A 24,390-nucleotide genomic window follows, 5' to 3' on the forward strand; every position below is an offset into this window, starting at 1 on the left:
TAGTACCAAAGAGGGCACGTCAGATGACGTGCCCTTTTTCATATAAGAAGTTACCAAATAACAACAATTTAATATCAACTTGTTAAACAACAAGGAAGGCTAATATGATAGTTGTCGAACTTATCATTGTTTTGCTGGCAATCTTTTTGGGCGCCAGACTAGGGGGCATCGGTATTGGATTTGCAGGTGGGCTGGGTGTTCTGGTTCTTGCCGCTATCGGCGTGAAACCCGGTAATATCCCGTTCGATGTCATTTCCATCATCATGGCGGTTATCGCTGCCATCTCCGCAATGCAGGTCGCGGGCGGTCTTGACTATCTGGTTAACCAGACGGAAAAGCTGCTGCGCCGTAATCCAAAATACATCACGATCCTCGCACCGATCGTCACTTACTTTTTGACTATTTTCGCAGGCACCGGGAACATCTCTCTGGCAACGCTGCCGGTTATCGCTGAAGTGGCGAAGGAACAAGGCATCAAGCCTTGCCGTCCTCTGTCCACCGCAGTGGTTTCCGCACAGATTGCGATTACCGCATCGCCCATCTCCGCAGCGGTGGTGTATATGTCTTCTGTGATGGAAGGTCATGGCATTAGCTACATCCACCTGCTGTCCGTGGTCATTCCGTCCACGCTGCTGGCGGTTCTGGTGATGTCCTTCCTGGTCACCATGCTGTTCAACTCAAAACTCTCTGACGATCCGGTATACCGTAAACGTCTGGAAGAAGGTCTGATTGAACTGCGTGGCGAGAAGCAGATTGACATCAAACCAATGGCGAAAAGCTCCGTCTGGCTGTTCCTGCTGGGCGTGGTGTGCGTGGTGGTTTACGCGATTATCAACAGCCCAAGCCTCGGTCTGGTTGAGAAGCCGCTGATGAACACCACTAATGCTATCCTGATCATTATGCTGAGCGTCGCGACGCTGACCACTATTCTGTGCAAAGTGGAAACCGACGCTATCCTCAACTCCAGTACTTTCAAAGCCGGTATGAGCGCCTGTATTTGTATCCTGGGCGTGGCATGGCTGGGTGACACTTTCGTGTCTCACAACATCGACTGGATCAAAGATACTGCGGGTGAAGTGATTCAGGGCCATCCGTGGCTGCTGGCGGTGATCTTCTTCTTTGCTTCTGCGCTGCTTTACTCTCAGGCGGCAACCGCAAAAGCACTGATGCCGATGGCGCTGGCGCTGAACGTTTCTCCGCTGACGGCGGTCGCATCGTTTGCGGCGGTTTCTGGTCTGTTCATTCTGCCGACCTATCCGACGCTGGTCGCGGCGGTACAAATGGACGACACCGGCACCACGCGTATCGGTAAGTTTGTCTTCAACCACCCGTTCTTCATCCCTGGTACGCTGGGTGTGGTTCTGGCGGTCTGCTTCGGCTTCCTGCTGGGCAGCTTCATGCTGTAAGTATGACCCACGGGGCGTATTCACGCCCCGTTTTTCCCCTCCCTTTGTCTAACATCCTTCCGCCGTCCATTGTATAGTGACCCCTTCGTTGCAGGTCTTTCTCTCATTCGAGGTGTTTATGCTTGATGTTAGCCGTCAGGACGAGTCCATCCCCGATGCCGTTGTCGTGCTTTGCACCGCACCGGATGAAGCCACTGCTCAGGATCTGGCCGCTAAAGCGCTGGCTGAAAAGCTGGCCGCCTGCGCCACGCTGATCCCCGGCGCGACCTCTCTGTACTACTGGGAAGGGAAGCTGGAGCAGGAATATGAGGTGCAAATGATCCTGAAAACATCGGTGACGCGCCAGCAAGACTTACTCGATTGCCTGAAGTCGCATCATCCTTATCAAACGCCCGAACTTCTGGTTTTACCCGTTACTCACGGAGACAGTGATTACCTCTCATGGCTCAACGCATCCTTACGCTGATCCTGCTACTTTGCAGCACATCGTCTTTCGCGGGCCTGTTCGACGCGCCGGGACGCTCGAATTTTGTTCCTGCTGACCAGGCCTTTGCCTTTGACTTTCAGCAAAACCAGCACGACCTGAACCTCACCTGGCAGGTGAAAGACGGTTATTATCTGTACCGCAAGCAGATTAACATCACGTCTGCTCAGGCGAAGATTGCCGACGTCACGCTCCCGGCGGGGGTCTGGCATGAAGATGAGTTCTACGGTAAAAGTGAAATCTACCGCAAGCGACTGACTGTTCCGGTCAATGTTCTACAGGCTGCGGCTGGCGCGACGCTGACGGTCACCTACCAGGGGTGCGCTGATGCTGGTTTCTGCTATCCGCCGGAAACAAAAACCGTCCCTCTAAGCGAAGTGGTTGCCAGCACAGCGCCCCAGCCTGCCGCGACGCCAGCCCCGCCGCAATCTGCTCAACCGCCAGAACCGCCGCCTGCGCAGCTTCCCTTCACGGCGCTGTGGGCGTTGCTGATTGGCATTGGCATCGCCTTTACGCCCTGCGTACTGCCGATGTATCCGCTCATTTCCGGGATTGTGCTGGGCGGTAAACAACGTCTTTCTACCGGACGGGCGCTGCTGCTGACCTTTATCTACGTGCAGGGGATGGCGCTGACCTATACCGCGCTGGGCCTGGTGGTCGCTGCGGCAGGTTTGCAGTTCCAGGCCGCGCTTCAGCATCCCTACGTATTGGTGGGTCTCGCGATAGTCTTCACCCTTCTTGCGTTGTCGATGTTCGGTTTGTTTACGCTGCAATTACCGTCGTCACTGCAAACTCGCCTGACGCTGATGAGCAACCGCCAGCAGGGCGGCTCTGCGGGTGGCGTATTTGCAATGGGCGCTATCGCCGGGCTGATTTGCTCGCCATGTACCACCGCGCCGCTCAGCGCCATTCTGCTGTATATCGCGCAAAGCGGAAATATGTGGCTTGGCGGCGGCACGCTTTACCTGTACGCGCTCGGGATGGGGCTACCGCTGATGCTGGTCACCGTCTTCGGCAATCGCCTGCTGCCAAAAAGCGGACCGTGGATGGAGCAGGTCAAAACCGCGTTTGGCTTTGTGATCCTCGCGCTACCGGTCTTTTTGCTGGAGCGGATCGTTGGCGATACGTGGGGCTTACGCCTGTGGTCGCTGCTGGGCGTCGCCTTCTTTGGCTGGGCGTTTATCACCAGTCTGCAGGCAACGCGCGGCTGGATACGTCTCGTCCAGATAATGTTGCTGGCGGCCGCGCTGGTCAGCGTGCGTCCGTTACAGGACTGGGCGTTTGGCGCGTCCCCTGTGCAGACGCAATCGCATCTGAGCTTTAAACAGGTATCCAATATCGACGAACTTAATCAGGCGCTGGCGCAGGCCAAAGGCAAACCGGTGATGCTCGACCTGTACGCCGACTGGTGTGTCGCCTGTAAAGAGTTCGAGAAATACACCTTCAGCGCGCCGCAGGTGAAACAGGCGTTGGGCGACACGGTGCTGTTACAGGCTGACGTCACGGGCAATAACGCCCAGGACGTGGCGCTGCTGAAGCATTTACAGGTACTTGGGCTGCCGACCATTCTGTTCTTTGACGCAGAAGGTCAGGAGCACCCGCAGGCGCGAGTAACAGGCTTTATGGACGCCGCAACGTTTAGCGCGCATTTGCGCGATCGCCAACCGTGAGCGACACTTGCAACAGCAAAGTGGGAGGAATATACCGTGCAACGTGAAGATGTTCTGGCAGAAGCCCTAAAGTTATTAGAGATCCATGGGATTGCCAATACCACGCTGGAGATGGTGGCCGAGCGCGTTGATTATCCGCTCGAAGAGATGCTGCGTTTCTGGCCCGACGACGAGGCCCTGCTGTATGACGCCCTGCGTTATCTGAGTCAGCAGGTAGACATCTGGCGCCGCCAACTGATGCTGGACGACACTCAAACCGCTGAACAAAAGCTACTGGCGCGCTACGCGGCGCTAACCGAATGTGTCAGCAATAACCGTTATCCCGGCTGCCTGTTTATCGCCGCCTGCACCTTTTACCCCGATCCCGCGCATCCCATTCATCAACTTGCGGATCAACAAAAACGCGCAGCGCATGACTTTACCCACGAACTGCTCACCACGCTGGAAGTTGACGACCCGGCAATGGTTGCAAAACAGATGGAACTGGTGCTGGAAGGCTGCCTGAGTCGCATGCTGGTTAACCGCAGTCAGGCCGACGTGGAGACGGCGCACCGTCTGGCGGAGGACATTCTGCGCTTCGCCCAGTGCCGTCAGGGTGGCGCGCTGACCTGATTCTCATTTCGTTACCTCGTTGAATCGCATATAATTTCGCCAGCACCGACCCAATAAAAGGAATTATATGCGTCTCTTGTCCTGCGCCCTTCTGACGGGCCTTCTCTCTTCGTCCTTCTTCGCCGCACCGCTAAACGGCGTTGCATTTGCTCATAAAGACCGGGAAGTCGCCTGTGATAACACGAGCGCCTGCCGGGTGGTCGGGTATAGCGATAATGTCGCCCTGAAAACACTTCATCAGGCCTTAATTGATCAACAAAAAACCGATCCTGAACTCGATCTCAGCAACATCGCCAAACGGTTCCCGCTGACGGGCCAGCTCACCAGATTCACCCTTTCATACACGGAAGATTCATCGCAGCCGACGTCAAAACCCTCACCGGAAATCAGTGACGATGAATGGCGGGCATTTTTGCATTCCAACATTCGCGCTTATGCAGAAAATGGTCAGGTGAATTTTACGCTGGTTGATCTGGACGGCGATGGCAAGCGCGATCTCATTATCGACAGTTATATTGGCGGGACGGGCCTCTTCAGCTATACCGGCGTGCTTAAACGGGGTGATAGCGCATTCTTTACCGTGAATGAAAACGCTAACGACGATGACTTTGGGGTACCCGGCGCGTTATTTTCGGAAAATGGCCGCGGTGCTAACCAGTGGAGCCAGTGGGTACGTATCAACGGCCAGGTGTACGCGCTTTGGTTCAACGGCGTCTTTGGCGAAGATAACATTTATCTGCTGCGTCCGTTCAGCACAGACAATAAGGTGCCGGTAGTAACCCTCCGCTATCGCTATACGCTCAATGTCATCGACTCAGCAGAAGAAGGCCGCTCTTTGACCCCTGCGCTGAGCGACAAGGACAAGGCGGGGCTAGTCAGGACGCTGGATGTCATGCAGGACCATCTGCTTAAAGACCTCCCGCTTGACCAGCCTGACACCGCTATCTGCCCGGTTCCTGAAGGCATCTCAGCAGAAGACGCGGAATGGTACAGCAGCGGCGTAGCAGGCCATTACACCATAGAAACCGTCGCCCTGATTCCCGTGTGGCTAAACGAGAAATGTTATATCGGCACCGTCTTCAGCCATCACGGATTTTATAAACATGGTGTGGATGCCGAGGTTGTCCTTAGCTCGCCCGCTGGGAAAGGTGATATTGTGGGCGGCTATGCGATCTCCGGCCTGCGCCAGGCAACGTCGATAAAAAGCGACTGGCAGTTTCGGGAAGGCGATAACGGCGCACTGTGATGGTGGGTTAACATCGCTGTATTGTACCCGAATCGCCGCAAAGTTAAGCAGTTGAACTGCTTTTAAGGAAATTTGGTTGACTGGCGGGCGTGATTACGGTTTAATGCGCCCCGTTGCCCGGATAGCTCAGTCGGTAGAGCAGGGGATTGAAAATCCCCGTGTCCTTGGTTCGATTCCGAGTCCGGGCACCACTATTCAAAGAACCCGCCTAAAAGGCGGGTTTTTGCTTTTAGGGATTCAAGTAGATTTTTGGTTACTTTGACTGCTGATATCGCTGTCCTGCTTCTTCTTTCCAGTCAGAACAGATCGCTTAGACAGGAGCGACTAACCTCTCTGGACGCATTGGGTTGTCATTTAGTCGTCAATTTGTCGATAAATACTATCTTATCATGTAAAACTTGAGAACATTTTTCCAAACACCATTCACAGGACAGTAATCTGCTTAGTTAAATCAAAAAATTTTCGCCACCGAGATTACAAACATGGTAAACCGCTATCAGTAAATAATACTTTCATTTCATCTGCCGCAAATAATTTATGGCGACAGCCAGCGATACGAAAAATCCTGTCCTCTGAATCATATTTTCTTCCGAACCAGAAGCCATGCCAGTGTCCGCGCCGTAAATGGAAACGAACCTTTAAACCGTTCACAAAACTGCCCTCAGCGTCATCTAATAACGTTGCAAGCATGCCTCCGTATCCACTCCGATAATCCCGTACCGAAGACCTTATCCGTTCTGAATCCTTTTTTGGTTTTTACGGGTTTGGGCGAGCGGGTATGCAACAGGTTGACGCTCACTGTCAATTTCTTTAAAAACTCACTGCATCTTAAAGAATCCTAATTCATCCTCTTTTTCACCAGGGTCCTGAAGTCGTTACAATATTCCTTCAACTTTTTCATCAACAAGTTCAAGATTTTGGCATAATGAAGATGAATAATTCTTACAGTCAGCCATATACCGGGTAACTTTTGCCAGTATTCTGGGTTGAATTTTATTATTATATCTTTGAAGAACGTAGATAATACACAAATACAACATATCAAAGATAGCATCTGTACGTTTCATTAATTCAATGATACGTATTATCATACGTTGATCATAATAACGTAACGCACTACAGGTTTGCTTCTCTTCCAGAAACAGACAGACGCCCTTCGCTATCACCTATTTGCGTCAGCGTATCCATTAATTTTTCACCGAATCGGTCGCTGAAAGCACTAACCCCTTTCACTAGTGACAGGGCTAAAGCTTTGCTACATTGTACCTATTGAAAATATGCCTTTACGTACAATGGTTGATTCACATACGGCTGACCGCTCATTTCCCTCTCCTTCAGAAAAGCCGTTCTTCCCACAGACTGTACGCACTCGTTCCGGCGATACAATGCTCCTGGGTGATACTTTCATAAGTCAGTGACACCGACTCTTCCGGCTGTCCCTGGCTGTTATTGATTGTATGCGGTACAACATGCTTAACGCTGGCGATACGGGCATTAATAAGTTTGACTTTATAATACAACTCATTAATGCCAAAACGGTTGGTGCGGTAATATTCAAAATCGCAGGTCAGGCATTCATTTTCGCTGATGGCTTTAGTCAGCAACGGGGAGGATTTATCCACCGGCTTCTGGATAACCAGCGTCTGATGATTAACATTTTGTGAGCGGGTCAGCCCGTGGGACAGCCCCAGCACCATTATCTGATCCATATGCGTAATCTGCGCTTTGTTGCCAATAGAGGCCATAGAAGCACAGCCTGCAGAAATCAGTCCCTGCAGATCACCGTTCAGTGTAAGATAAACCAGATTTGCCATAATAAACTCCTTCAATTTCGTTGTTATTTTCCGGATTTGGTTTCCGTTTTCGTCATTCCGCCGTTTTTCAGCAGCAACCAGCGGCTTAACACGCCGTCCAGCCGTTCATTGATTTTTTTTTCCAGCGCGTCGGTATTCTGTCGCTGATCGCGAGCGTCCTGGTACTGCGTCAATAGGGACTCCAGCGGCGTTTCCTGTCCCAGCCCCCGCTCTGCTTGCCAGATAACATTCTTAATATAAGAAAGCGTTAGTCCCTCTTTCTCGCGTTGCATCACCAGGTCAGCAAAGGCATGTAAATCCTGACGGGTCTGGAGCCAACCTCGAAGTTGCGGGCTGCCCTGTGCGCGGGTTTTCAGTGTTTCAATCCATTTGGCACTCGCCTGCTGCTGTAGCTGGCTCTCAGGCCAGCGGCTGTCGGCGGTACGGGTCATCTGCATACCTGTCTCCAGCAGTTGCAGTGGCGGGGTATCAGGAAGCTGTTGCAGTCGTTGTCCGTAGCTGTCCAGGTCAGGCGATGCCAGCCAGACCATCGCCGCACCCTGTGCCGTATCCCTGACCTGTGCCAGTTGCCGCTGTATCGGGTACACCTGCCACCACCAGAGCGCGACAGCGATAACCGCAGCCGCGACAACGCCCGCCATAAAACCTTTCACCTGGCTGCCCTGCCCGGCGATACCGTCATTATCAGCCAGACCACGGACTTCCACCCGCATCTCCGGCAGGTCGGGGAGCGGAGCGATAATCTCAGTGGCCGTGGGCGCGGTACTTTCCGGGGCATAGACCAGTGTTCTGACGGTGGTCTGGGTGACAGCATCTGCATTATTCCGGGGTTGCGGCTCCAGGCGTTTGCGCGTGTTCTGCACAAAATACAGCAGGTTCTCCACGCGCGGCTGGCGCTTCAGTTCCACCTGCTGGAGTTTGTCGCAGATAAGCTGTAAGGCCCGCTCGGTACGGTACAACAGCGGCAGGTCGTTTTCCGCAAAGGATGTCTGCTGGCGCAGGATATTTCCGGTACGGGTGTTGAGCCAGTCCAGCATCTCGGTGCGTGCAGATCCACCCTGCGGCCAGAATTTGTCCCATTCACGGGTAATCATTGCCGCCAGCAGCTCGGCTCCTTCACAAAAACCGGCCAGCCCTTGCGTGCGGGTACGCGCCAGGGTGTAGTAGGTGGCTGTATGCAGGTCCACACCATTGGCCTTAAAAATCGCCAGCGCCAGCGATTCCACCAGCCTCCAGTTCATTTCCGGCTGCGACGGATGGCTGGCCTTATTGATTTCTTCGCGGATAGCGACGAACTCCGGCAGATTGCGCGGATCGCTGCCGGTCACGATAGTTTGTGTCAGTACATCGTTGTTCATCCTGCCTCCTCAGTACAGCGTATCCGGCAGCCGGAAATGGCTGAACAGCCCGCCACTGAACGGATTGTCTTCGGTATCCGCGTGTATCCGGTAGACCATCGCGCCACCGTCCACGTTAAAGCGCACACTGAATGACCCCTCTTTCACGCTGGTTAGCTGTCCAGCCCCGAACAGGCGGAACTGCGCCCACGGCCCACTGAAGCTGATGCTGCGCGGTGCACCACCACTGACGCTAACCAGCGTCAGCTTGCTTTCATTGCCTTCGCGCATGTTATTCGGCCAGACCAGATGAGCGGTGTAGTTACGCCCCTGACTGTAATCGACTAACTGGCCGTCAAGGTTCAGCACGCTACGGCGCTTGTTACCGGAAAGCGAAACGGTCTCTACCGCGAACTGCGTTCCCAGGCCATTTTGTTTACTGAAGAAGATGTCGCGGATTTTCTGTGCGGTATCCAGTTGCCGGATGACATCCTCACGGATAATCACACCGTCATCCCCGTCACGACTCAGGTCATTTTCAATAAACAGTTTCAGGTTCTGCTGATAAAAGGTGTCCAGCACGCCATCCTGTTTAAAGAAACGTTCAAATGCATCCAGTGACGCATCCTGCGATGAACGCTGGTTGAATGGGTAGTTATTTGCCAGTTGCTCGTTAAAAGGTTTCACTACGTTGTCACGCCAGTCAATCTCCATATAATGAACGGCTTCCACCATCACCACATGCCAGGCCTGATCTGCCAGTTTTCCCACCCAGCGATTAAGCGGCGCTGGCAGTGTTTTCGCCATCTGACGGGTAGTAAATATCGGGTCGCTGCTGTTCTGATCAAGACGTAACTGGACGGCTTTCAGGGCCGATTTTCCCGGCACCGGCGCATTCTGGATAGCCAGCAGGTAACGGTGCAGTTCGGTCAACTGTTGATACACCGCCTGTAGGGTATTTTCTTTATTATTCTGCACTGCCAGTACGCTGTTTTCTGATGCGAACTCGTGTCCGAGGCGCGTCAGCAAACGGTAATCCGGCTCTTCCTGTGCCTCTTCACGCTCTTTATCAGAGAGTTTTTCCGGGAGAACCGCGGGCCGCGTGTTGTCCCGCAACGCCGTCAGCGCCCGCTGTAAGGGCTGGTCGCCACTGATAATCTGCTCGAGTGCACGGGTCAATTGGACTATGGATTCATAGTCGCGCACGTTGAGATTATCCATCCCCGCCCGCCAGGTGGCGGTGTAGTCACTGATATACTGCTCTGTCAGTTGGCGCTGGATTTCAGCACGATCAGCCTCGCTGTATTTCACACTGTGAGTAACGTTCAGTACCCAAGAGTCCATTGCCGTCAGCGTAATCAACGCATCACGCTGTCTGACGAAATAGCTTTGCAGGCCATAGCGGGTAAGAAACTGTGGAACAATCAGTTTATTATCATCTGAGGAAATAAAGACCTGATCGAATGTCGGACCCACCTGATCGCGCAGGTTCAGATCGGCGGGCAGAACGCCCAGCGCCCGTGTTTTCAGACTCTGGTAGACGCGCTGGTAAACCGGCAACTTGCTTAACTCTTTCTGCGCTACCGCCACCGGACTGTCATACGGCGTCCAGCGGCTGATGGCGTCACCATCGCCTGCTGCCCGCTCTGCGTGCCAGTCGGTATGCTTCAGGGCATAGTCGAGGTGCGACATCAGCTGCGTCTGGATATCCCGCTGGCCGTGAAATTTTTCACTCCAGCGCTTTGCCATATACTGCTTTACTACCTCATTACTACGCCCGCTCTTATCTTCCAACATTCTCATGACACGCAACACGGCGAGTTTTTCTTCGCTCTCCGGCGGGGCGGCATTCAGTTCTTTCACCAGGCCATTAAAAAGCGCCGGAAGGTAGCGTTGCTCAAGGAGTTGTAGATAGGTTTGTTCCACATAAGGTCCGATACGCCTGCCCTGATACAGCCCCATATCGGCCAGTCGGCTGCGATCGCCCCAGTCGCCATAAGCAAGCGTGGCGTCACGAACCGGATTAAGTAATGGCAGTTGCAGATTACCGTATTCATCCATCCCCTGTGGCGGTTGTATAGACATAAAGGCTTCAGCCTGTTTCAGCACCTGGACGCCGGAGGCGTAGTTAACCCCGTAGTAATGATGCCAGCCGGTGATTAACAGTAATGCGGTCACCCCACCCACGGCGGAAAAGGCCGTCAGACGGCGGCGGCTGCTTATCAGCCAGGCACGGCTTTCTCCGGCCAGATTCGGCTCGGCCAGCAGTGCCTGTGGAAACAGATTGCGGGTAAAGTAAGATACAGTATCCACCAGCGGCCAGGCGCTCAGTGGACTGCCGTCCAGCCGGTACTGCCGGGCGGCAGACTGCGTAAAAAGATCATCCATCTGCCCCCGTTGCAGCGACGAAGTAAGGTATACGCCGCGCAGCATCACATCCATATTTTCACCATCCAGCAGGCTGTCAAGCAGGGCCGCCAGGAAGTCCCGGCTCCCCTGTATCTGGCGGGAAAAACTGAACAGGGAACTTCGCATATGCGTCTGTGTGAGCATCAGATCCAGCATGGCATGGTTCATTCGATCACACCATGTCAGCCAGAAAGCATCCAGCTCTGCGCGCCAGTCCTCGTTTTCATGGGCGCGGCGGGTGAAGGTCACGCCTAAAATCGTATCGCGATCTTTTTTATCCAGTGACTGAAACAGGGCGGCAAAGCCGTGTAATAAATCCAGTCGGGTCAGTACCACATAAACCGGCAACTGGCAGTGAAGGTGCTGGCGCACATCCTGTAAACGGCTGCGCAGCGTCTGCAACAGATGTTCGCGGCGGCGTTTGTCAGCCGTCAACAGGTCGAGTAAGTCAAGTGTGATAATGATCCCGTTCAGTGGCTGGCGGGCGCGTTTTTCCACCAGCCAGTCCAGAACGTGCTCCCATAACCGGCGGTGCAGGACATCAGCATCCGGCTGTTCACAGAGTACGCCGTCAATATCAAAAATCACCGCCTGTTTGCCAACATGCGGCGTCAGGTACACACGTTGTTCTGCGCCGCGCGCAGTTTCCGGCGTATAAATAACATCGGATGGAAAACCTTCCCGTAACAGTGCGGTTTTACCGCTTCCGGCAGGGCCGATGACCATATACCACGGCAGTTGCCACAGGTAACGACGGTTATCGAGATGGCGTTGCAGTCGCAGCAGCCACCGGTCGAGGTAACGCTGTTGCGCATTCAGCTCGACGCTCAGCGGGTCCTGCGCTTCCTCTCGCTGCTGTTTTTGTTGTTTCTCAAGCTGTTGCAGGCGTTTCATCACCCGGACGGTCAGCCATCCCAGGGCGATAATCCCCCAGGCCGCCGTCGCCAGCCAGCGGTTCGCCAGCGGTTTAAGCCACTGTTCGCCGTACAGCGACCATGACGGACCTTTCCACCAGATCCATACCAGCAGCACAATCCATGCCAGCATCAGCAGCCAGAACGCAGAGACCTTAAACCGTGGCATCGCGGGTCGCAGGACAGATCTCATGCCACTAAACAGTCGGGGGGTCGGTAATCTCACAAAAACTCCTGTTATCTCTTACTGTTCTGCCGTGAACTTCTGTTCAAGCTGCTCAAGTAGCGATGGCTCCCAGTCTGCCAGCGCCATTCGCAAGCCAGTTTTGAACAGCATCCGGTACTGCTGCTGTGCCATTTTTGCCATTCCGGCATCGTCCATCAGTTGTGCGCCAAAATACTGGCGGTAGAACTGGTCACGGGGGGAGCCTTCGGGCAGCGTATCCAGATACCGTAATGCGGCCTCCAGCCCCTGTTCAGTAAAACAGGCTCTGGCGTTCTGCCATTCCTCGCCGGATTGCTGTGCTGATGCGGGCTGGCCGGTGGAAGGTGTGCCAGTAAGCCACTGTTTTGTCTGACTGCTGATAAAGGGCGTATGGTCGTTAAACAGCAGGGTGGAAAGCTGCGGCAAACGGGTGAGAAAACCCGCAGCCTCTTCACGAATAGCCTCTGCCACGGCGGTGTAGCCAAGTCGCTGCGCTGCCTGTGCTGAAAGGTAATGGCCGTCAAACCAGTAGGGCGCCAGGAGGACGCTTTTCTCTATCTGTTGCCATAGCGTTATATCAGCATTGTTCAGGCGCGCCTGGTAATCATCCATCATGTCGGCAGGGAACGCAGCCAGCGGTGTACGTCCGTTACTTTCAGCCTGCGGCGCGGAGGTAATTGCCAGCCACAGCGCATGGCGACGCAGACGGTAGCCCAGCGGCGCGTCCGGCTGGCGCTCGCATAAAATAGTGGCGACTTTCAGCAATGTATCGCGCCAGGCTTTGTCGTCATGGCTGTCGATATTCACCACTGGCGCGGGCGCTACCGGAGACGACGCAGAGGCAGACGCGACCGGCGCGGCAGAAAGCGGTACAGACGTGACGGCAGTTTGTGCAGAAACGGGCGTCGTGGCAGGTTCGCTGTCGCGAAACGCCCGCTGGTACAGCGCAGCAACATCGTCCGTTGCCTGCGCCAGTTCTGTGGCGTTGCTGCCCTGCCACAGTAGCGCCAGTTTTGCCAGATCCCCCAACAGGGCATCGCGCTGCATCGCGGCGGCATTTTCTGCAAAAAAGGGGATACCTGCCTCAAAACGCTTTATGACCTGGGCGGCAAAACGTTTTTTATGCGCCATTCCCGGTGCCGCCACCGTCCAGTAATGCTCCACATACAGTGCCAGCAAACGCAGCGCCAGCAGCGGATCACCGGCGTGTTGCAGGGTACGTAACAGATGAGCCAGCAGGCGAAAATCCTTGCTTTCCGATGCCAGGAGCGTCACCCCCCGGCGCTGAATTTCCGGGATATCTAACTGGCTGTGTGCCAGCGAGCCGAGTTTAAGCATTTCACCGTCGATATATTCCCAGTCAGGGTTATCGTCTTTCAGTGCGCAGGCCAGTTTGTCTTCCGGCAGATTTTCCAGCAGGTGCGAAATCCAGGTATCCGGGTTGCGTAAGTCCATTGCCATTTTATTATTCTCCCGCCCAGTGACAGGCATCGCGCAGCGGCGCAATGATTTTTGCCAGCCCGTCAATGTTAAATGTCAGTTTCCCGGCAGCACCGTCTGTACCGGTGTCGATGGTCAGGGTCTTTGCGCCGAAAAGCTGTTTAATTTCGTCGATGCCGGACAGCCCCCGGCTGGATTCCAGCAGCGTACCGTTCTCGCGGATAAACCAGTGAGACTGAAAGCGTCCGTGGTCAGTGGTCAGCGTCACGGCGATATCACTGGGCGTCATGGCGTGCGTCAGCGCCACCTGCATCCGGGTGATGTTGTCCACGCAACTGAACATCAGCACCGGACGCGGCGGCACGTTACCGATAGAAGGTGTGGTAATAATTACCGTGGGGCGTTCCCCATCGCTCTGCGTTATCAGCAGTGTGGTGGAATTGTCCAGACGCTGCTTTTCCTGGGCGAAAGCCCGTTTCCAGGCTTCGCCTTCATAACGGGATTTCACTACCGCACCGTCAAAACCGGGCTGAACGGGTGCCAGAATGCGGTCATAGCAGTCCAGCCGCTCCAGCGCTGCAGGCTCCCGGCGACAGGCCATCATGGCGCTGAGCGTTGTCTGTGCGTTGGTTTCCGGCACGGCAACTAGCGACTGCGGCACAGTAATCCCCGGCAGTACGGCTGCCGCCAGTTTTGCAGGCGTCTCCGCCTGTACCAGGCTGGCGAATAGCATCATCAACGGTAGCCCGGTTTTCCGGAAAACCTGCATTTTGCTCATAACGCGGCGATATCCTCTGCTTCCTGCTCCGGCTGCATGTCGTCCGCCGCAGCGTCATCCGGCGCATCTTCGACGTCAGCGATAAACGCGCCATCCGCCACGCCCAGTACGATGCGGGCAACCGCCGTGTTCGCCGCCATTTTCTGCAACAGCAGCAGCGACAGCGGCGGCAACATCTCGCCGTCAATCACCGATTCCAGCATTCGCGCGCCGTTTTCGGCGCGGGTGACACGCTGCATGATTTCGTCGGTCACGGCAGGTTCAATCACCACTTCCGCGTTAAAGCGGGTACGGAGCACGTTATCCAGCCTTGCCAGCTTCCCGGCGATAATGACCGAGAGCGTCTCTTTAGATAATGGCAGGTAGGGCACCACTTCCATACGCGCCAGCAATGCGGGCTTGAAGAAGTCAGCCAGCACCGGGTACAGCTCTTCCTGCATCAGTTCCGGATGGTCGGCATGCTCAACAATCACCTGATAGCCGAGGTTGGAGGTCAGGAAAAAGACGATGTTTTTGCAGTCGATCAGACGACCTTCGCCATCGGCCATTTCGCCTTTATCAAACGCCTGGTAGAACAGGTTAAGCACGTCGGGGTGGGCTTTTTCCACTTCGTCGAGCAGCACCACAGAATACGGTTTCTGGCGAATTGCTTCGGTCAGCACACCACCTTCCCCGTAGCCGACATAGCCCGGAGGGGAACCAATCAGGCGCGAAACGGTGTGTTTTTCCTGGAACTCCGACATATTGATGGTGGTGAGATACTGGCGACCGCCGTAAAGCAGATCTGCCAGTTGCAGTACGGTTTCGGTTTTGCCCACACCGCTGGGGCCAGCCAGCAGGAACGCGCCGAGCGGTCGACCGGGGCGGCGAAGGTCGGCACGCGCGGTGAGCAGATGTTTGTGCAGGTGCTGAATTGCCAGGTCCTGGCCCTTGATGGTGTTGCCCAGCCACTGCGGCAGATCGGTGATCACCGACATTTCATTCTGCGACAGGCGATTAAGCGGCACGCCGGTCCATTCGGCAATCACGGCGGCGATTTGCTTTTTATCGACGTGTGGGGAAACCAGTAACTGCGTGCGGTGCAGGGCGTTCAGTTCGGCGGTTAACTGCGCCAGGCGCTCTGTCGGGATGATGGCAGGCTCAGAATACCCTTGTTCTGCTTCATCCGCCGTTACCGACTCAATGTTCGTCACCTCTGTTACCGGATCGTCCACCGTTGTGGCATCACTGTCCGTTATCTCTGCTTCAGGCGTAGCTGTTTTGTCGTTGTCGGTGGCATCCTGCTCGTCCAGCAACCCCTTACGCAGTGCAATGATTTCCTGCACCAGCGTCTGCTGCAGATGCCACGCGGCCTCCAGTTCATCAAGTTCAGTCAGGGTTTCGTCATACTGCACGATCGCTTCCGTCAGCCGCGAGGTATCAGTTCGCAGTCCGATGCGGATCTCGCGCTCAAGCTGGCGGATCTCCGCTTCACACTGATGACTCAGCGTGGTCAGCGCCGAAATTTGCTTCGGTGGCGAAGAGAGGTTGATCGCCACGCGGGCGCAGGCGGTATCCAGCACATCAATGGCTTTATCCGGCAACTGACGGCCAGAAAGATAGCGCTCACTTAACGTTGCCGCAGCCTGTAACGCCTCATCATCAATCAGTACGCCGTGGGACTGCTCATACACCGCCGACAGCCCGCGCAGGATAACGGTGGCTTCCGCCGCCGTGGGTTCGCTGACCTTCACCAACTGGAAACGGCGCGACAGGGCGGCGTCTTTCTCGAAATATTTCTTGTATTCACTCCAGGTGGTGGCGGCGATGGTTTTCAGCTCGCCGCGCGCCAGTACCGGTTTGAGCAGGTTGGAGATATCCAGCCCGCCCTGCTGGTTGCCCGCGCCAATCAGCATATGGGCTTCGTCGATAAACAGAATGACGGGTCTGGGCGACTGAATGACTTCCACCATCAATCCTTTAAAGCGCTTCTCAAACTCGCCTTTCACCGATGCGCCTGCCTGCAATGCGCCAAGATCCAGCGTCATAATGTCGGTGTCGCGCAGTTTGTCTGGCACCTGACCTGCGACAATGCGCAGCGCCAGCCCTTCGATCAGCGCACTTTTACCGACACCGGCCTCACCGACCACTACCGGATTGTTTTTACGGCGGCGGCAGAGGATGTCGATCATCAGGTCGATTTCATTGTCGCGGCACAGGACCGGATCGAGTTTGCCATTACGGGCGTCTGCGGTCATATTTTTGGCATAACGGCCGAGCAGAGTGTCACCGGTATCTGTTGTGACTCCAACGGCCTGTCCACCAGCATCCGACACAACTGACTCCGCCGACTCCCGCGTCCACTCGGCGAAGTCCTGTTGCAGTCGATCGCGGTTAATACCGGTGAGCAACCGTGCGGCAGCAGACGGGACATAGCGCAACGGTGAATGCAGCAGGGCCAACAACAGTGCGCCACCGCGCAGCTCGCGGTGCTGCATTTCGGCAGAGGCCAGCAGCCAGCCCTCTTTCAGCCACTCGACCAGCATCGGCGAAAATGCCGGGTAGCTGTCTGTCGAACGCGCCGTCGTGTAATTTTCCACCGTCAGCGCCCGGCGAAGCGCATGCGTATCGATTTCAGCCTGGTCAGCAATCACTCTCACGTCGCTGCGCACCGCTGCCAGCATCTGCAACAGCACATGCGCCACGGTGATTTCTGTTGCCTGCTGACTCATGCATTCTGCCGCAGCAGCTTCCAGCGCCTGCCGGGAAAATGGGTTAAGATGCTTAACCAGAGAGGCCAGATTAATCTGGATCATATGTTGTGTCCTTACCTGGCAAGCAGCCGGTTCAGTTGATGCAAAATATCCTGCGTCTGGCTATCCAGGCGCAGCATCCAGAACAGATAAAACAACGCCAGCACGGCAGCACCACCAACAAAAACATGTTTAATGGTCAGGCGCGTCATGAGCTGATAGCGTCCGCCCTGCGTTTTCTTATCCTGGTGCAGCAGTGGAAACGGCGCATCGCCGCGAAGCTGGTGCAGGACATGGTGCAGGCGGCGGTATATCTGCTCAAACTCGCCCTGCTCCTGTGCGGCCACCTTATAGCGCCCGCGAAACCCCAGCGAAAAACACAGAAACAAAAACTCAAGCAAATCCTGGTAGCGTTTGGGTTCACGGATCAGGCGTTCAAGCAGGATAAACACCTTTTCGCCGCCCCAGGCTTCATTGTGAAAATGCACCAGCAGCGACTGTTTGATCCATTCGTTTTTGTTCGACCAGCCATTGCCCAGCGCAGCCTCATCAATAAAGGTGCAGAGAACATAGCGGAACGAGATAATCACACCCGGCTCGTAGCCCTGTTCCTGAAGCAGTTGCTCCACGGCCTGAACGTCCGTCACCACCTGAGCAAAAAGGTGTTCCGGCATACTCTGGCTGTTCATCCCGTCCACACGCATCACCATCCCCAGCAGTGGCGTGGCGGCGTCAATCATCGGGTTTATGCTGTTGCCGCGCAGGGGCAACCGATACTGGCGACCAGAGATTTCATTGCCCGCATCCTGTGCCGCAACACTCACATTATCCTGCGTATTCCCTGTGGCCTGAGGGGCATTCTGACCGGCAAACGGGACGAACTGCTCGCTCATGGCTTAACCTCTTATCGCCCACAGTTGTATGCCCAACTCAGGGAAAGTACCGGAGATATGCAGCGCCAGCGCACCGGCCTTTGCCACGTCCTGCCAGGCGGCAGCGCCTTTGTCCAGTTCAAAGTAAACAAAGCCGTCGTGGTACGGTAACTGACGCGGTGCGGCGGTCCGTGGCGTCAGCGGTACGCCCGGTACCTGCACGCTGACCATATCGCGGATTTTGTTGGTGGCCGCGATTTTTGACTGCTGGGTGAACTGGTGGATAAGCTGGCTGTGCGGCATCCGCGCGCGCACCGCCAGAATGAAACTGCCGGAGCGCAGCAGGGTCGGATCGTTAACCGTGGCGACATAAAACCCGTCAGAGAGGACAAGCGGCAGATTCTGCGCACGCGGCATCAGCACAGTATTAAGCGCCCGGCGCAGCTCCGGGATCACGGTATTAAACGACTGCGTAAGGTTGCGGTGGTCGTAATGCTCTACCGGACAGGGCAGACGGCTGTCTTCCGTAAAAGTCATCAATTCACCCAACAGCCGAACCAGATCCAGATAAAACATCTCCGGATGCAGGGTGTGCAGGTGAGTACGGTGAGTGAAGTGCATCTGGCTGCGGTTAAGCATCTGTAACATCATAAACTCGGCCACATCCGCAATACCGCTCTGCTCCGGCGAACCGATACGTTTTGCCAGCTCGCTGGCGCGGTTGCTGAGAAGTCCCTGTACATCACCGGCAAATCCGTTCAGCACCGGGCTGACGCGAATGGCCTGACAGGTCGGGATAAAGCTGTCATCCAGTACCAGCGCACCACCAGACTGCTGGCTGCGGATACGGCACAGCGGCAGCGTGACCATCGCGCTGAGGTCGTCCGCGCCGCTGACGATTTTGGGGGCCAGTTGTCCCAGCACGATGGGCTGTACGTCGCCGTCATCAGAATGTAAATCGCGAATGTCAGCCTGCGCCAGGCGATAACGCTCCGTTCCCTGCCCTGCGCTCCGGCGTCCTTCGATTTCACAGGTGATATCGCTGATAACAGGCAACGCAAGGTAAATGTCGTTGCTGCCAGGCCGGGAAAGATCAATCGGCTGATATGGCAGAGGAAGTTGATCCTGCTCCGGGATGCTGAACACCGTGCCATCTGGCATACAGCCTGCTGCGTAGTCCAGCATCAGTTTTCCCTGAGCAAGCAGTTCGGTATTGATCGACAGCGAGGTGAATCCCCAGGCAAAATCATCCTGCGCACTCATACGCTGGTTCAACAAATATTCCTGATTACGCTGCTGTTGCTGGAAGTGCTGCGGCAGGGCAAACAGACCTTCCTGCCAGATCACCCTGTTTTTCATGGTCGCCATTGTCAGTTGTCCTCTTTCTTCATTTCGATACTGCCCTGTCGTACATGCACCAGCAGGCGGTAGTGATGACCCGTTCCTTCCACCGGTTCGGTTTGTTTCCACTCGGTGGCCAGGTCATCGGAGAAATACGCCACAACACCAATAAACTGCGTTTTTTCATCCAGCTTTATCGGCGGCAACGTCTTCATCGTGTCCGGCAGCAGGTTAAAATCCTGGTGGTCAATATAGTTTTTGCCCAGCACATCCGGCAGCGGCGTGCTGGCAACCGTGTCGTAGTCTGCAGCCTGTAATTTCGAGTCATCGCTCATATAAATAAGCTGCACATCGACCGCTGCCGCCTCACCGTCCGCATTAATATTCGTGTCAGGCTCGGTCAGTAACGTGACCGTCACCTCCGATGACTGATCCGCCAGTTTCCCGACCTGAATATCCGGGTTCTTAATCACCTGGCCGAGCTTTTTCACCGTTTCGCAGCCTGTCAGGGTGAGGCTGAAAAGCAACATCACCATGCAGGCACGAAAAAAGCGCCCGGTCATGCTTCCGGCTCCCGCTGTTTCTCGCGCAGTACCCGGTCATACACCTGGGCATAGACCTCGTTAAACAGCATTTCGAATCCTTGCTGGCGGCTGGAGGCCAGTTCGTCGTAGTAATCACAGTACATTTTCCAGGCACCGGCATCATCAAGCGGCTTTCGCAGGTCATGGCTGCGCCGGTACTGGACAAAACGGCGCATCAGGCTTTGCGGCGAGAACGCATCCAGCAACACGCGCAGCGATTCAACAATCGCGGCGCGGTTAGCGTCTTCGTGATGACGGATATTACGAAGACTCTCGCCAACGGCGGCGGGTGCCGCCAGATGCACCGGACTTTTGCCGTCAGCAAACATCACGTCCAGCGCGGTGGGGTAATCCATATTCAGGCGCAGCGGGTTATCTTCCAACGGTCGTAAATGCTTGTCCGACAGGCTGTTACGACGCTGTTGCAGCTCAAGCAGCCCTTTTATCGCCGCCTGCAACGTCCGCCCCGCTTCCTCAAGAAAATCATCGGCATCCTGCGAGTTACGCACGGTAAGCGAGCCGCCCAGCCCGCGCAACAGCGGGGTCACCGCAAGATGAAGTTGCGCACTGTCTGCCGGGGACGCCGCATCATCCTGTCTGGCCTGTTGATCGGAATACAGCGGCGGCAGATCCATAAACGGGGTGTCGATCACGCCATCCTGAACAGGAGCCGATGAGCGTGAAGGTACGATCCCCGAAAGCGGATCACCTGCCATCGTAAGACTTTCCGTCCGCAGTGCCTGGAGCGGATCGGCTGAAAAGCTGTTGACCACGGTATCCGCAAGCTGGTGCATTCGGGGCATTCCCGGATACGTAGGCTGGCCGTCCGTCGTCAGCAGCGCGTCCGCCAGACGGTCACGGTTGGTGACGATGGTTTCCGGTGCCGCCATCTGCTCGCCGTAGCTGACCAGCTTTCCATTGTGAATAAACACCTTCAGCGCCAGCGCCCCCAGAACAATTTCATCGCCCTGGCGCAGACGTACCAGCCCGGCGTCCGTGGACACCGGCGCCAGATTAATCATCAGTCCCGGCGCCAGGCTTTTCAGACAGAATGTGCCGTCGTGCATCACCACCTGACAGGCGCGACCGGCAACGGAACCCGCCCTGTCCTGCACTGACCAGTGACAGGCGGACGTGTGGCCGATATCCCCACCATCGGCGGTAAACAGACATTTTGCGGCGCGTCCGCTCTCCAGTTCATTGCCGTTCATCACCTGTAGCGTCAGCGAAAGTACGGGAGCGTGTATTTTTTCCTCAGCCATTTGCGGTTCCATAAAATTAATCCCTGATGTGGAGAGTGACGGATGGCGGCATTTTCGGCTGGCCGATAAACGCCGTGCGTCCGATACAGGATCGGGAACGATCACCCAGCCGCATTCCCTTCGCCTGATCCGGCGCGAGATCGAGTCGCAGATCCCAGGCAAACTGATCGCGCAACAGGAAGGAAATAAACATGGTCAACGCCTGATGGTTTTCACCCTCCGGTAAAAAGGAGAGGTAACGGGCCATAGAAAGATTGCCGAGTCGCAGCAGAAATTTTCCGCTGCGATCCGGTACTCTGGCGCCAAGTGTAAAATTAACGCCAATCACCGAGCGGCCCGGCACATACCCGGCGGTTTTCCGCTTCGAATTACGTACGCCCAGCCGGTTCTGCTGTGCAGGATCAATCGCCACCTTACGTAACTGCCAGCTCTCAATGCTGACATCCGACAAATCGAAGCAGTGACTGACCAGATTGCATACCACATCCGGTGAGCGTCCGGGGGTCGCCAGTATTCCGGCGTAAGCCAGCATCTTGCTGTGATTGATGGCAAGTCTGTCACGCACGCTCTGGTTGCCTAAGCCCACCAGCGCATACATCCTCTGAGAAAACGCATCGGTTCCGCCATTTCGAAAACAGATGTAATAGCGGTACTTGCGCCAGGCATGGTAGGCAAACTGCGTCCAGCGGTGACTGAACAAATCGAGGAACGCTTTCAGTCCCTCTTCATTCTGCGCGGATTCCCGTGCCATCCGGTCCAGATAGTAGCCAGGCAATGGCGACTGACTGCCGGAGAAGCCCAGAAATTTAGTGGTCAGAATAAACTGCCCGGTATCGTTGCGCTCAAGCGTACTCAGGTCACTGCCCGGAAAAGCAATGCTGGCATCAGATTTGAACAGCGCCACTTCCTGCTCTGGCTCAGTGCGCAGGGACGGCTCACGGTCTGCTCCACCATACCTGCGGTACAGTAACTCCATCAGCACATAAAAATTCATCCCGCGCACATCCGGGAGCGATGACGTTTCCCCTACATCAGGGCGTGCTGGCCTGTGTGTTGCCATTCCCAGGACTCCTGACTTTCCGTGTTAATAATTCTGAGGCAGTGGAAGGAATTAATGCTGGCGTACAACGCGAAAAAGTACGACAGCACGGTACCCAGCAAGTAAATTTCACCTTCACAGACAAAGGGGGCGGGGTTGATCCACAGCGTGGTGGACAGACCGCGAACCGGCACGCCCTTAAACAGGCGGTCCACCGGGTGGGATTCCATTTTTTCGATGGCGTCGAGCTTCTGCGAGGAGAGCCGTGCCTGCTGCGGATGGTGGATGCCCGGCATATCGAAGGTGCGCAGCACCTGAATCAGCGCCTCCCTATCCAGCAGCGAGAGATAGTTCAGATTCATGCTGGAAATCAGCGACCAGTGCATATCGCCGTCCGTTACCGGATACAACGGACGGGTCGGGCGCGTGACGTTACTAAACGATGCCACCGCCGGATTTTTATTGACAGGCACGCAAATATCGCCGGTATGCAGTGACGCAGGTAACATCCGGTTGGTGCAGACCAGCGAGGCGGTGAATACTTCGCCGCTCAGCCGGGAAGAATCGGGCAGACTGCCATCGGCGTGAACAAAGGCAATAGCGTGATCCAGACCACGATGGAACAGGGAGGTTCTGGTGCGGTGATGCCAGTAGACGACTTCACGCTGACGGCTGTATTCGATCTGATGCTGAAACCCTTCAAACTCAGGCCAGATATGTATTGCTTCATCAGGACCAGGAGTTTTATCTGATGCTGCAACCTTACTGGAAACCGTCTTCACCTGGAAAACATCATAGTGTTCCGGGTTCTGTTGACTGGCCCGTAACGCATATTGTGGTGAACTGTCGTCCGGCCTGACAGGCTCAGAATGGTGGGTGAACAAATTCACCACCGGCGTACAGTACAGGCGCAGTGAATCTTTGCGAAGCTTGATATCCACAGGCAATGGCAGATTAAAATGCAGACGCAGTGTAAACGCGCCGACCGGGAAATCTGCCGGTAGCGACGTGGCCCCCTGCAAATGAAAGAAGAAAAAACTCTCAGGGTAGCAAAAATACTCCTGAAGCACCCGGTAGCCGCTATGGACGTTTTTCGGCCACGGCAGCAACGCATCTTCCCGTTCAAACCCGGCAGCATCCAGCCATAATTCCGGTAGTGGAATGCGCCGCTCTCCGGCCACCAGTTCCGCATCCATTAACCGCTCACTGAACCATAAATAAAGCTGCTGGCGGGTATAGTCATCTCCGTTTCCCAGCCAGAAAGTGAGCTTGTTCAGATCCAGTGTGTCGGGAGAAACGCTACCTTCGGTGAAAAAATCAATGTCAATGTACCCTTTTTTCAGCGTGCTGGTGTTACGTACATCGCGGATATGTAACGGTTGCAGCCAGACATTACGTGCCAGGGTAAAATGGCAGGCAGGAGACGGGGTAACATCATCCCCGGCCAGGATCTTACGTCCCGATGACGTCACACGAACCGGGCCTGAGCAAATCAGTTCATCACGACAAACCTGAACAGGCGCAGAAAACTGTGTCGCAACAGGGCTGTATTCAACCACGGCCATTGACGGCACAGGACGCAAATAATTGGGCCACAGCATATTAATCAGGCTGTGCGTAAACTCCGGGAACTCATCCTCCAGCTTTTGCCGCAGCCCGCCGGAAAGGAAAGCAAACGCCTCCATCAGGCGTTCAACATCAGGATCGCCCTCTTTCTCGGCCAGAAAACGGGCTAGGTGGGGTTTTTCACGACCAAGAAGTTTGCCCAGTTGACGCAGATAGTCCAGTTCTTCGCGGTAATAACGCTCTTCGAAGGCCATCAGTTTTACTCCACGCACCAGTGCTGGTGGTTATCCAGCAGAATGTCAAACTCCAGAACATCCTGCCTGTCGCTGAAATCCAGATATGCCATAATATGAAAACGCAGTTCCAGTGGCGCATGGCTATCCTCTGTGGCAGCAGTCACCGCCACATCCGATATCCGGGGTTCGTAACGCAGAATACAGTTCTGAATTGCCTGAACCGTCCATTCCCGGATGTTCTGGCGATCAGGTGACCTGTCGTTAAAATCAGCGATCCCCAGCTCCGGTGAGCCATAACAGCTACCAGAACGGGTGTTGAGGATATTGCGCAGGTTATCGCGTACAGAATGCAGCAGCGCCGCCTTTGGGCGCTGGCGTGAAGGCGGTATTGCCGCCTCCCCGATACGTTCAAACAAGCTGTTCCCAGACTCCCGCTCCGTTAT

General features: G+C 55.3%; 17 protein-coding genes, 1 tRNA gene and 2 pseudogenes. 6 read left to right on the forward strand and 14 right to left on the reverse strand.

From position 1 onward, the window contains the following. The first annotated feature begins 104 nt into the window (after positions 1-104). The 6 genes and pseudogenes from dcuA to JY391_RS20120 all read left to right on the forward strand — a co-directional run bounded on the left by dcuA (position 105) and on the right by JY391_RS20120 (position 5,609). Entirely contained in the window at positions 105-1,406 is a 1,302-nt protein-coding gene (gene dcuA / locus JY391_RS20095; protein WP_042289670.1) for an anaerobic C4-dicarboxylate transporter DcuA, read from the forward strand. Positions 1,407-1,524: 118 nt separating this feature from the next. Next, positions 1,525-1,872: a divalent cation tolerance protein CutA gene (cutA, locus tag JY391_RS20100; RefSeq protein WP_211934905.1), complete on the forward strand. Its 348-nt coding sequence runs from the start codon at positions 1,525-1,527 to the stop codon at positions 1,870-1,872. Next, on the forward strand, positions 1,848-3,560 hold the full coding sequence (locus tag JY391_RS20105) for a protein-disulfide reductase DsbD (protein WP_211934906.1): 1,713 nt from the start codon (positions 1,848-1,850) through the stop codon (positions 3,558-3,560). The genes cutA and JY391_RS20105 overlap by 25 nt, the downstream gene beginning before the upstream one ends. A gap of 36 nt (positions 3,561-3,596) precedes the next feature. Beyond that, positions 3,597-4,172, forward strand: coding sequence for a transcriptional regulator (locus tag JY391_RS20110; RefSeq protein WP_042289679.1), 576 nt, complete (start codon positions 3,597-3,599; stop codon positions 4,170-4,172). Positions 4,173-4,380: 208 nt separating this feature from the next. After that, positions 4,381-5,418 (forward strand): annotated as a pseudogene (locus JY391_RS20115) (DUF1176 domain-containing protein); the annotation flags it as partial. 115 nt (positions 5,419-5,533) lie between these two features. Beyond that, positions 5,534-5,609: transfer RNA gene (locus JY391_RS20120), tRNA-Phe, on the forward strand. Between the two features lie 283 nt (positions 5,610-5,892). Here the strand turns inward: JY391_RS20120 and JY391_RS20125 are convergent. The 14 genes and pseudogenes from JY391_RS20125 to tssE all read right to left on the reverse strand — a co-directional run bounded on the left by JY391_RS20125 (position 5,893) and on the right by tssE (position 24,390). Continuing rightward, positions 5,893-6,108 carry an AcrVA2 family anti-CRISPR protein gene (locus JY391_RS20125; protein WP_211934908.1) on the reverse strand — a complete coding sequence of 72 codons (216 nt, stop codon included), beginning with the start codon at positions 6,106-6,108 and terminating at the stop codon, positions 5,893-5,895. Between the two features lie 644 nt (positions 6,109-6,752). After that, the gene (locus JY391_RS20130; RefSeq protein ID WP_042289682.1) at positions 6,753-7,232 is read right to left on the reverse strand and encodes an Hcp family type VI secretion system effector; all 480 of its coding nucleotides are present in this window, start codon (positions 7,230-7,232) and stop codon (positions 6,753-6,755) included. Further along, positions 7,198-8,590, reverse strand: a pseudogene (locus JY391_RS20135) (VasL domain-containing protein). Before JY391_RS20135 ends, JY391_RS20130 begins: the two are co-directional and overlap by 35 nt. A 9-nt stretch (positions 8,591-8,599) precedes the next feature. Beyond that, positions 8,600-12,085: a type VI secretion system membrane subunit TssM gene (gene tssM / locus JY391_RS20140; RefSeq protein ID WP_309568845.1), complete on the reverse strand. Its 3,486-nt coding sequence runs from the start codon at positions 12,083-12,085 to the stop codon at positions 8,600-8,602. A 51-nt stretch (positions 12,086-12,136) separates the two neighbouring features. Continuing rightward, positions 12,137-13,558 carry a type VI secretion system protein TssA gene (gene tssA, locus JY391_RS20145; RefSeq protein WP_508617247.1) on the reverse strand — a complete coding sequence of 474 codons (1,422 nt, stop codon included), beginning with the start codon at positions 13,556-13,558 and terminating at the stop codon, positions 12,137-12,139. 4 nt (positions 13,559-13,562) lie between these two features. After that, the gene (gene vasI, locus JY391_RS20150; protein WP_211934910.1) at positions 13,563-14,315 is read right to left on the reverse strand and encodes a type VI secretion system-associated protein VasI; all 753 of its coding nucleotides are present in this window, start codon (positions 14,313-14,315) and stop codon (positions 13,563-13,565) included. Then, the gene (gene tssH, locus JY391_RS20155) at positions 14,312-17,110 is read right to left on the reverse strand and encodes a type VI secretion system ATPase TssH (RefSeq protein WP_211934911.1); all 2,799 of its coding nucleotides are present in this window, start codon (positions 17,108-17,110) and stop codon (positions 14,312-14,314) included. Before tssH ends, vasI begins: the two co-directional genes overlap by 4 nt. Positions 17,111-17,121: 11 nt before the next feature. Then, positions 17,122-17,940: a type IVB secretion system protein IcmH/DotU gene (icmH, locus tag JY391_RS20160; protein WP_229264075.1), complete on the reverse strand. Its 819-nt coding sequence runs from the start codon at positions 17,938-17,940 to the stop codon at positions 17,122-17,124. Positions 17,941-17,943: 3 nt separating this feature from the next. Continuing rightward, positions 17,944-19,287, reverse strand: coding sequence for a type VI secretion system baseplate subunit TssK (tssK, locus tag JY391_RS20165; RefSeq protein WP_211934912.1), 1,344 nt, complete (start codon positions 19,285-19,287; stop codon positions 17,944-17,946). A gap of 2 nt (positions 19,288-19,289) precedes the next feature. After that, positions 19,290-19,796 (reverse strand): type VI secretion system lipoprotein TssJ, encoded by a 507-nt coding sequence (gene tssJ, locus JY391_RS20170; protein WP_374197234.1) that lies wholly within the window; start codon positions 19,794-19,796, stop codon positions 19,290-19,292. 23 nt (positions 19,797-19,819) lie between these two features. After that, positions 19,820-21,106 (reverse strand): type VI secretion system-associated FHA domain protein TagH, encoded by a 1,287-nt coding sequence (gene tagH, locus JY391_RS20175; protein WP_211934913.1) that lies wholly within the window; start codon positions 21,104-21,106, stop codon positions 19,820-19,822. A gap of 16 nt (positions 21,107-21,122) precedes the next feature. Next, positions 21,123-22,166 carry a type VI secretion system baseplate subunit TssG gene (gene tssG, locus JY391_RS20180; RefSeq protein ID WP_211934914.1) on the reverse strand — a complete coding sequence of 348 codons (1,044 nt, stop codon included), beginning with the start codon at positions 22,164-22,166 and terminating at the stop codon, positions 21,123-21,125. Beyond that, positions 22,133-23,965 (reverse strand): type VI secretion system baseplate subunit TssF, encoded by a 1,833-nt coding sequence (gene tssF, locus JY391_RS20185; RefSeq protein ID WP_211934915.1) that lies wholly within the window; start codon positions 23,963-23,965, stop codon positions 22,133-22,135. Before tssF ends, tssG begins: the two co-directional genes overlap by 34 nt. Before the next feature lie 5 nt (positions 23,966-23,970). Continuing rightward, the gene (gene tssE, locus JY391_RS20190; protein ID WP_374197235.1) at positions 23,971-24,390 is read right to left on the reverse strand and encodes a type VI secretion system baseplate subunit TssE; all 420 of its coding nucleotides are present in this window, start codon (positions 24,388-24,390) and stop codon (positions 23,971-23,973) included.

Source organism: Citrobacter sedlakii, assembly GCF_018128425.1.
Lineage (GTDB): Bacteria > Pseudomonadota > Gammaproteobacteria > Enterobacterales > Enterobacteriaceae > Citrobacter_A > Citrobacter_A sedlakii.

Bases quoted from the DNA above. Each gene is read 5' to 3' on its own strand.
- tssF (WP_211934915.1), bottom strand. From the start codon at position 23,965: ATGGCCTTCGAAGAGCGTTATTACCGCGAAGAACTGGACTATCTGCGT.
- tssH (WP_211934911.1), bottom strand. From the start codon at position 17,110: ATGATCCAGATTAATCTGGCCTCTCTGGTTAAGCATCTTAACCCATTT.
- cutA (WP_211934905.1), top strand. From the start codon at position 1,525: ATGCTTGATGTTAGCCGTCAGGACGAGTCCATCCCCGATGCCGTTGTC.
- JY391_RS20105 (WP_211934906.1), top strand. From the start codon at position 1,848: ATGGCTCAACGCATCCTTACGCTGATCCTGCTACTTTGCAGCACATCG.
- JY391_RS20130 (WP_042289682.1), bottom strand. From the start codon at position 7,232: ATGGCAAATCTGGTTTATCTTACACTGAACGGTGATCTGCAGGGACTG.
- tssA (WP_508617247.1), bottom strand. From the start codon at position 13,558: ATGGCAATGGACTTACGCAACCCGGATACCTGGATTTCGCACCTGCTG.
- tssJ (WP_374197234.1), bottom strand. From the start codon at position 19,796: ATGGTGATGTTGCTTTTCAGCCTCACCCTGACAGGCTGCGAAACGGTG.
- tssG (WP_211934914.1), bottom strand. From the start codon at position 22,166: ATGGCAACACACAGGCCAGCACGCCCTGATGTAGGGGAAACGTCATCG.
- icmH (WP_229264075.1), bottom strand. From the start codon at position 17,940: ATGAGCGAGCAGTTCGTCCCGTTTGCCGGTCAGAATGCCCCTCAGGCC.
- tagH (WP_211934913.1), bottom strand. From the start codon at position 21,106: ATGGCTGAGGAAAAAATACACGCTCCCGTACTTTCGCTGACGCTACAG.
- vasI (WP_211934910.1), bottom strand. From the start codon at position 14,315: ATGAGCAAAATGCAGGTTTTCCGGAAAACCGGGCTACCGTTGATGATG.
- tssM (WP_309568845.1), bottom strand. From the start codon at position 12,085: ATGAGATCTGTCCTGCGACCCGCGATGCCACGGTTTAAGGTCTCTGCG.
- tssK (WP_211934912.1), bottom strand. From the start codon at position 19,287: ATGGCGACCATGAAAAACAGGGTGATCTGGCAGGAAGGTCTGTTTGCC.
- JY391_RS20125 (WP_211934908.1), bottom strand. From the start codon at position 6,108: ATGCTTGCAACGTTATTAGATGACGCTGAGGGCAGTTTTGTGAACGGT.
- dcuA (WP_042289670.1), top strand. From the start codon at position 105: ATGATAGTTGTCGAACTTATCATTGTTTTGCTGGCAATCTTTTTGGGC.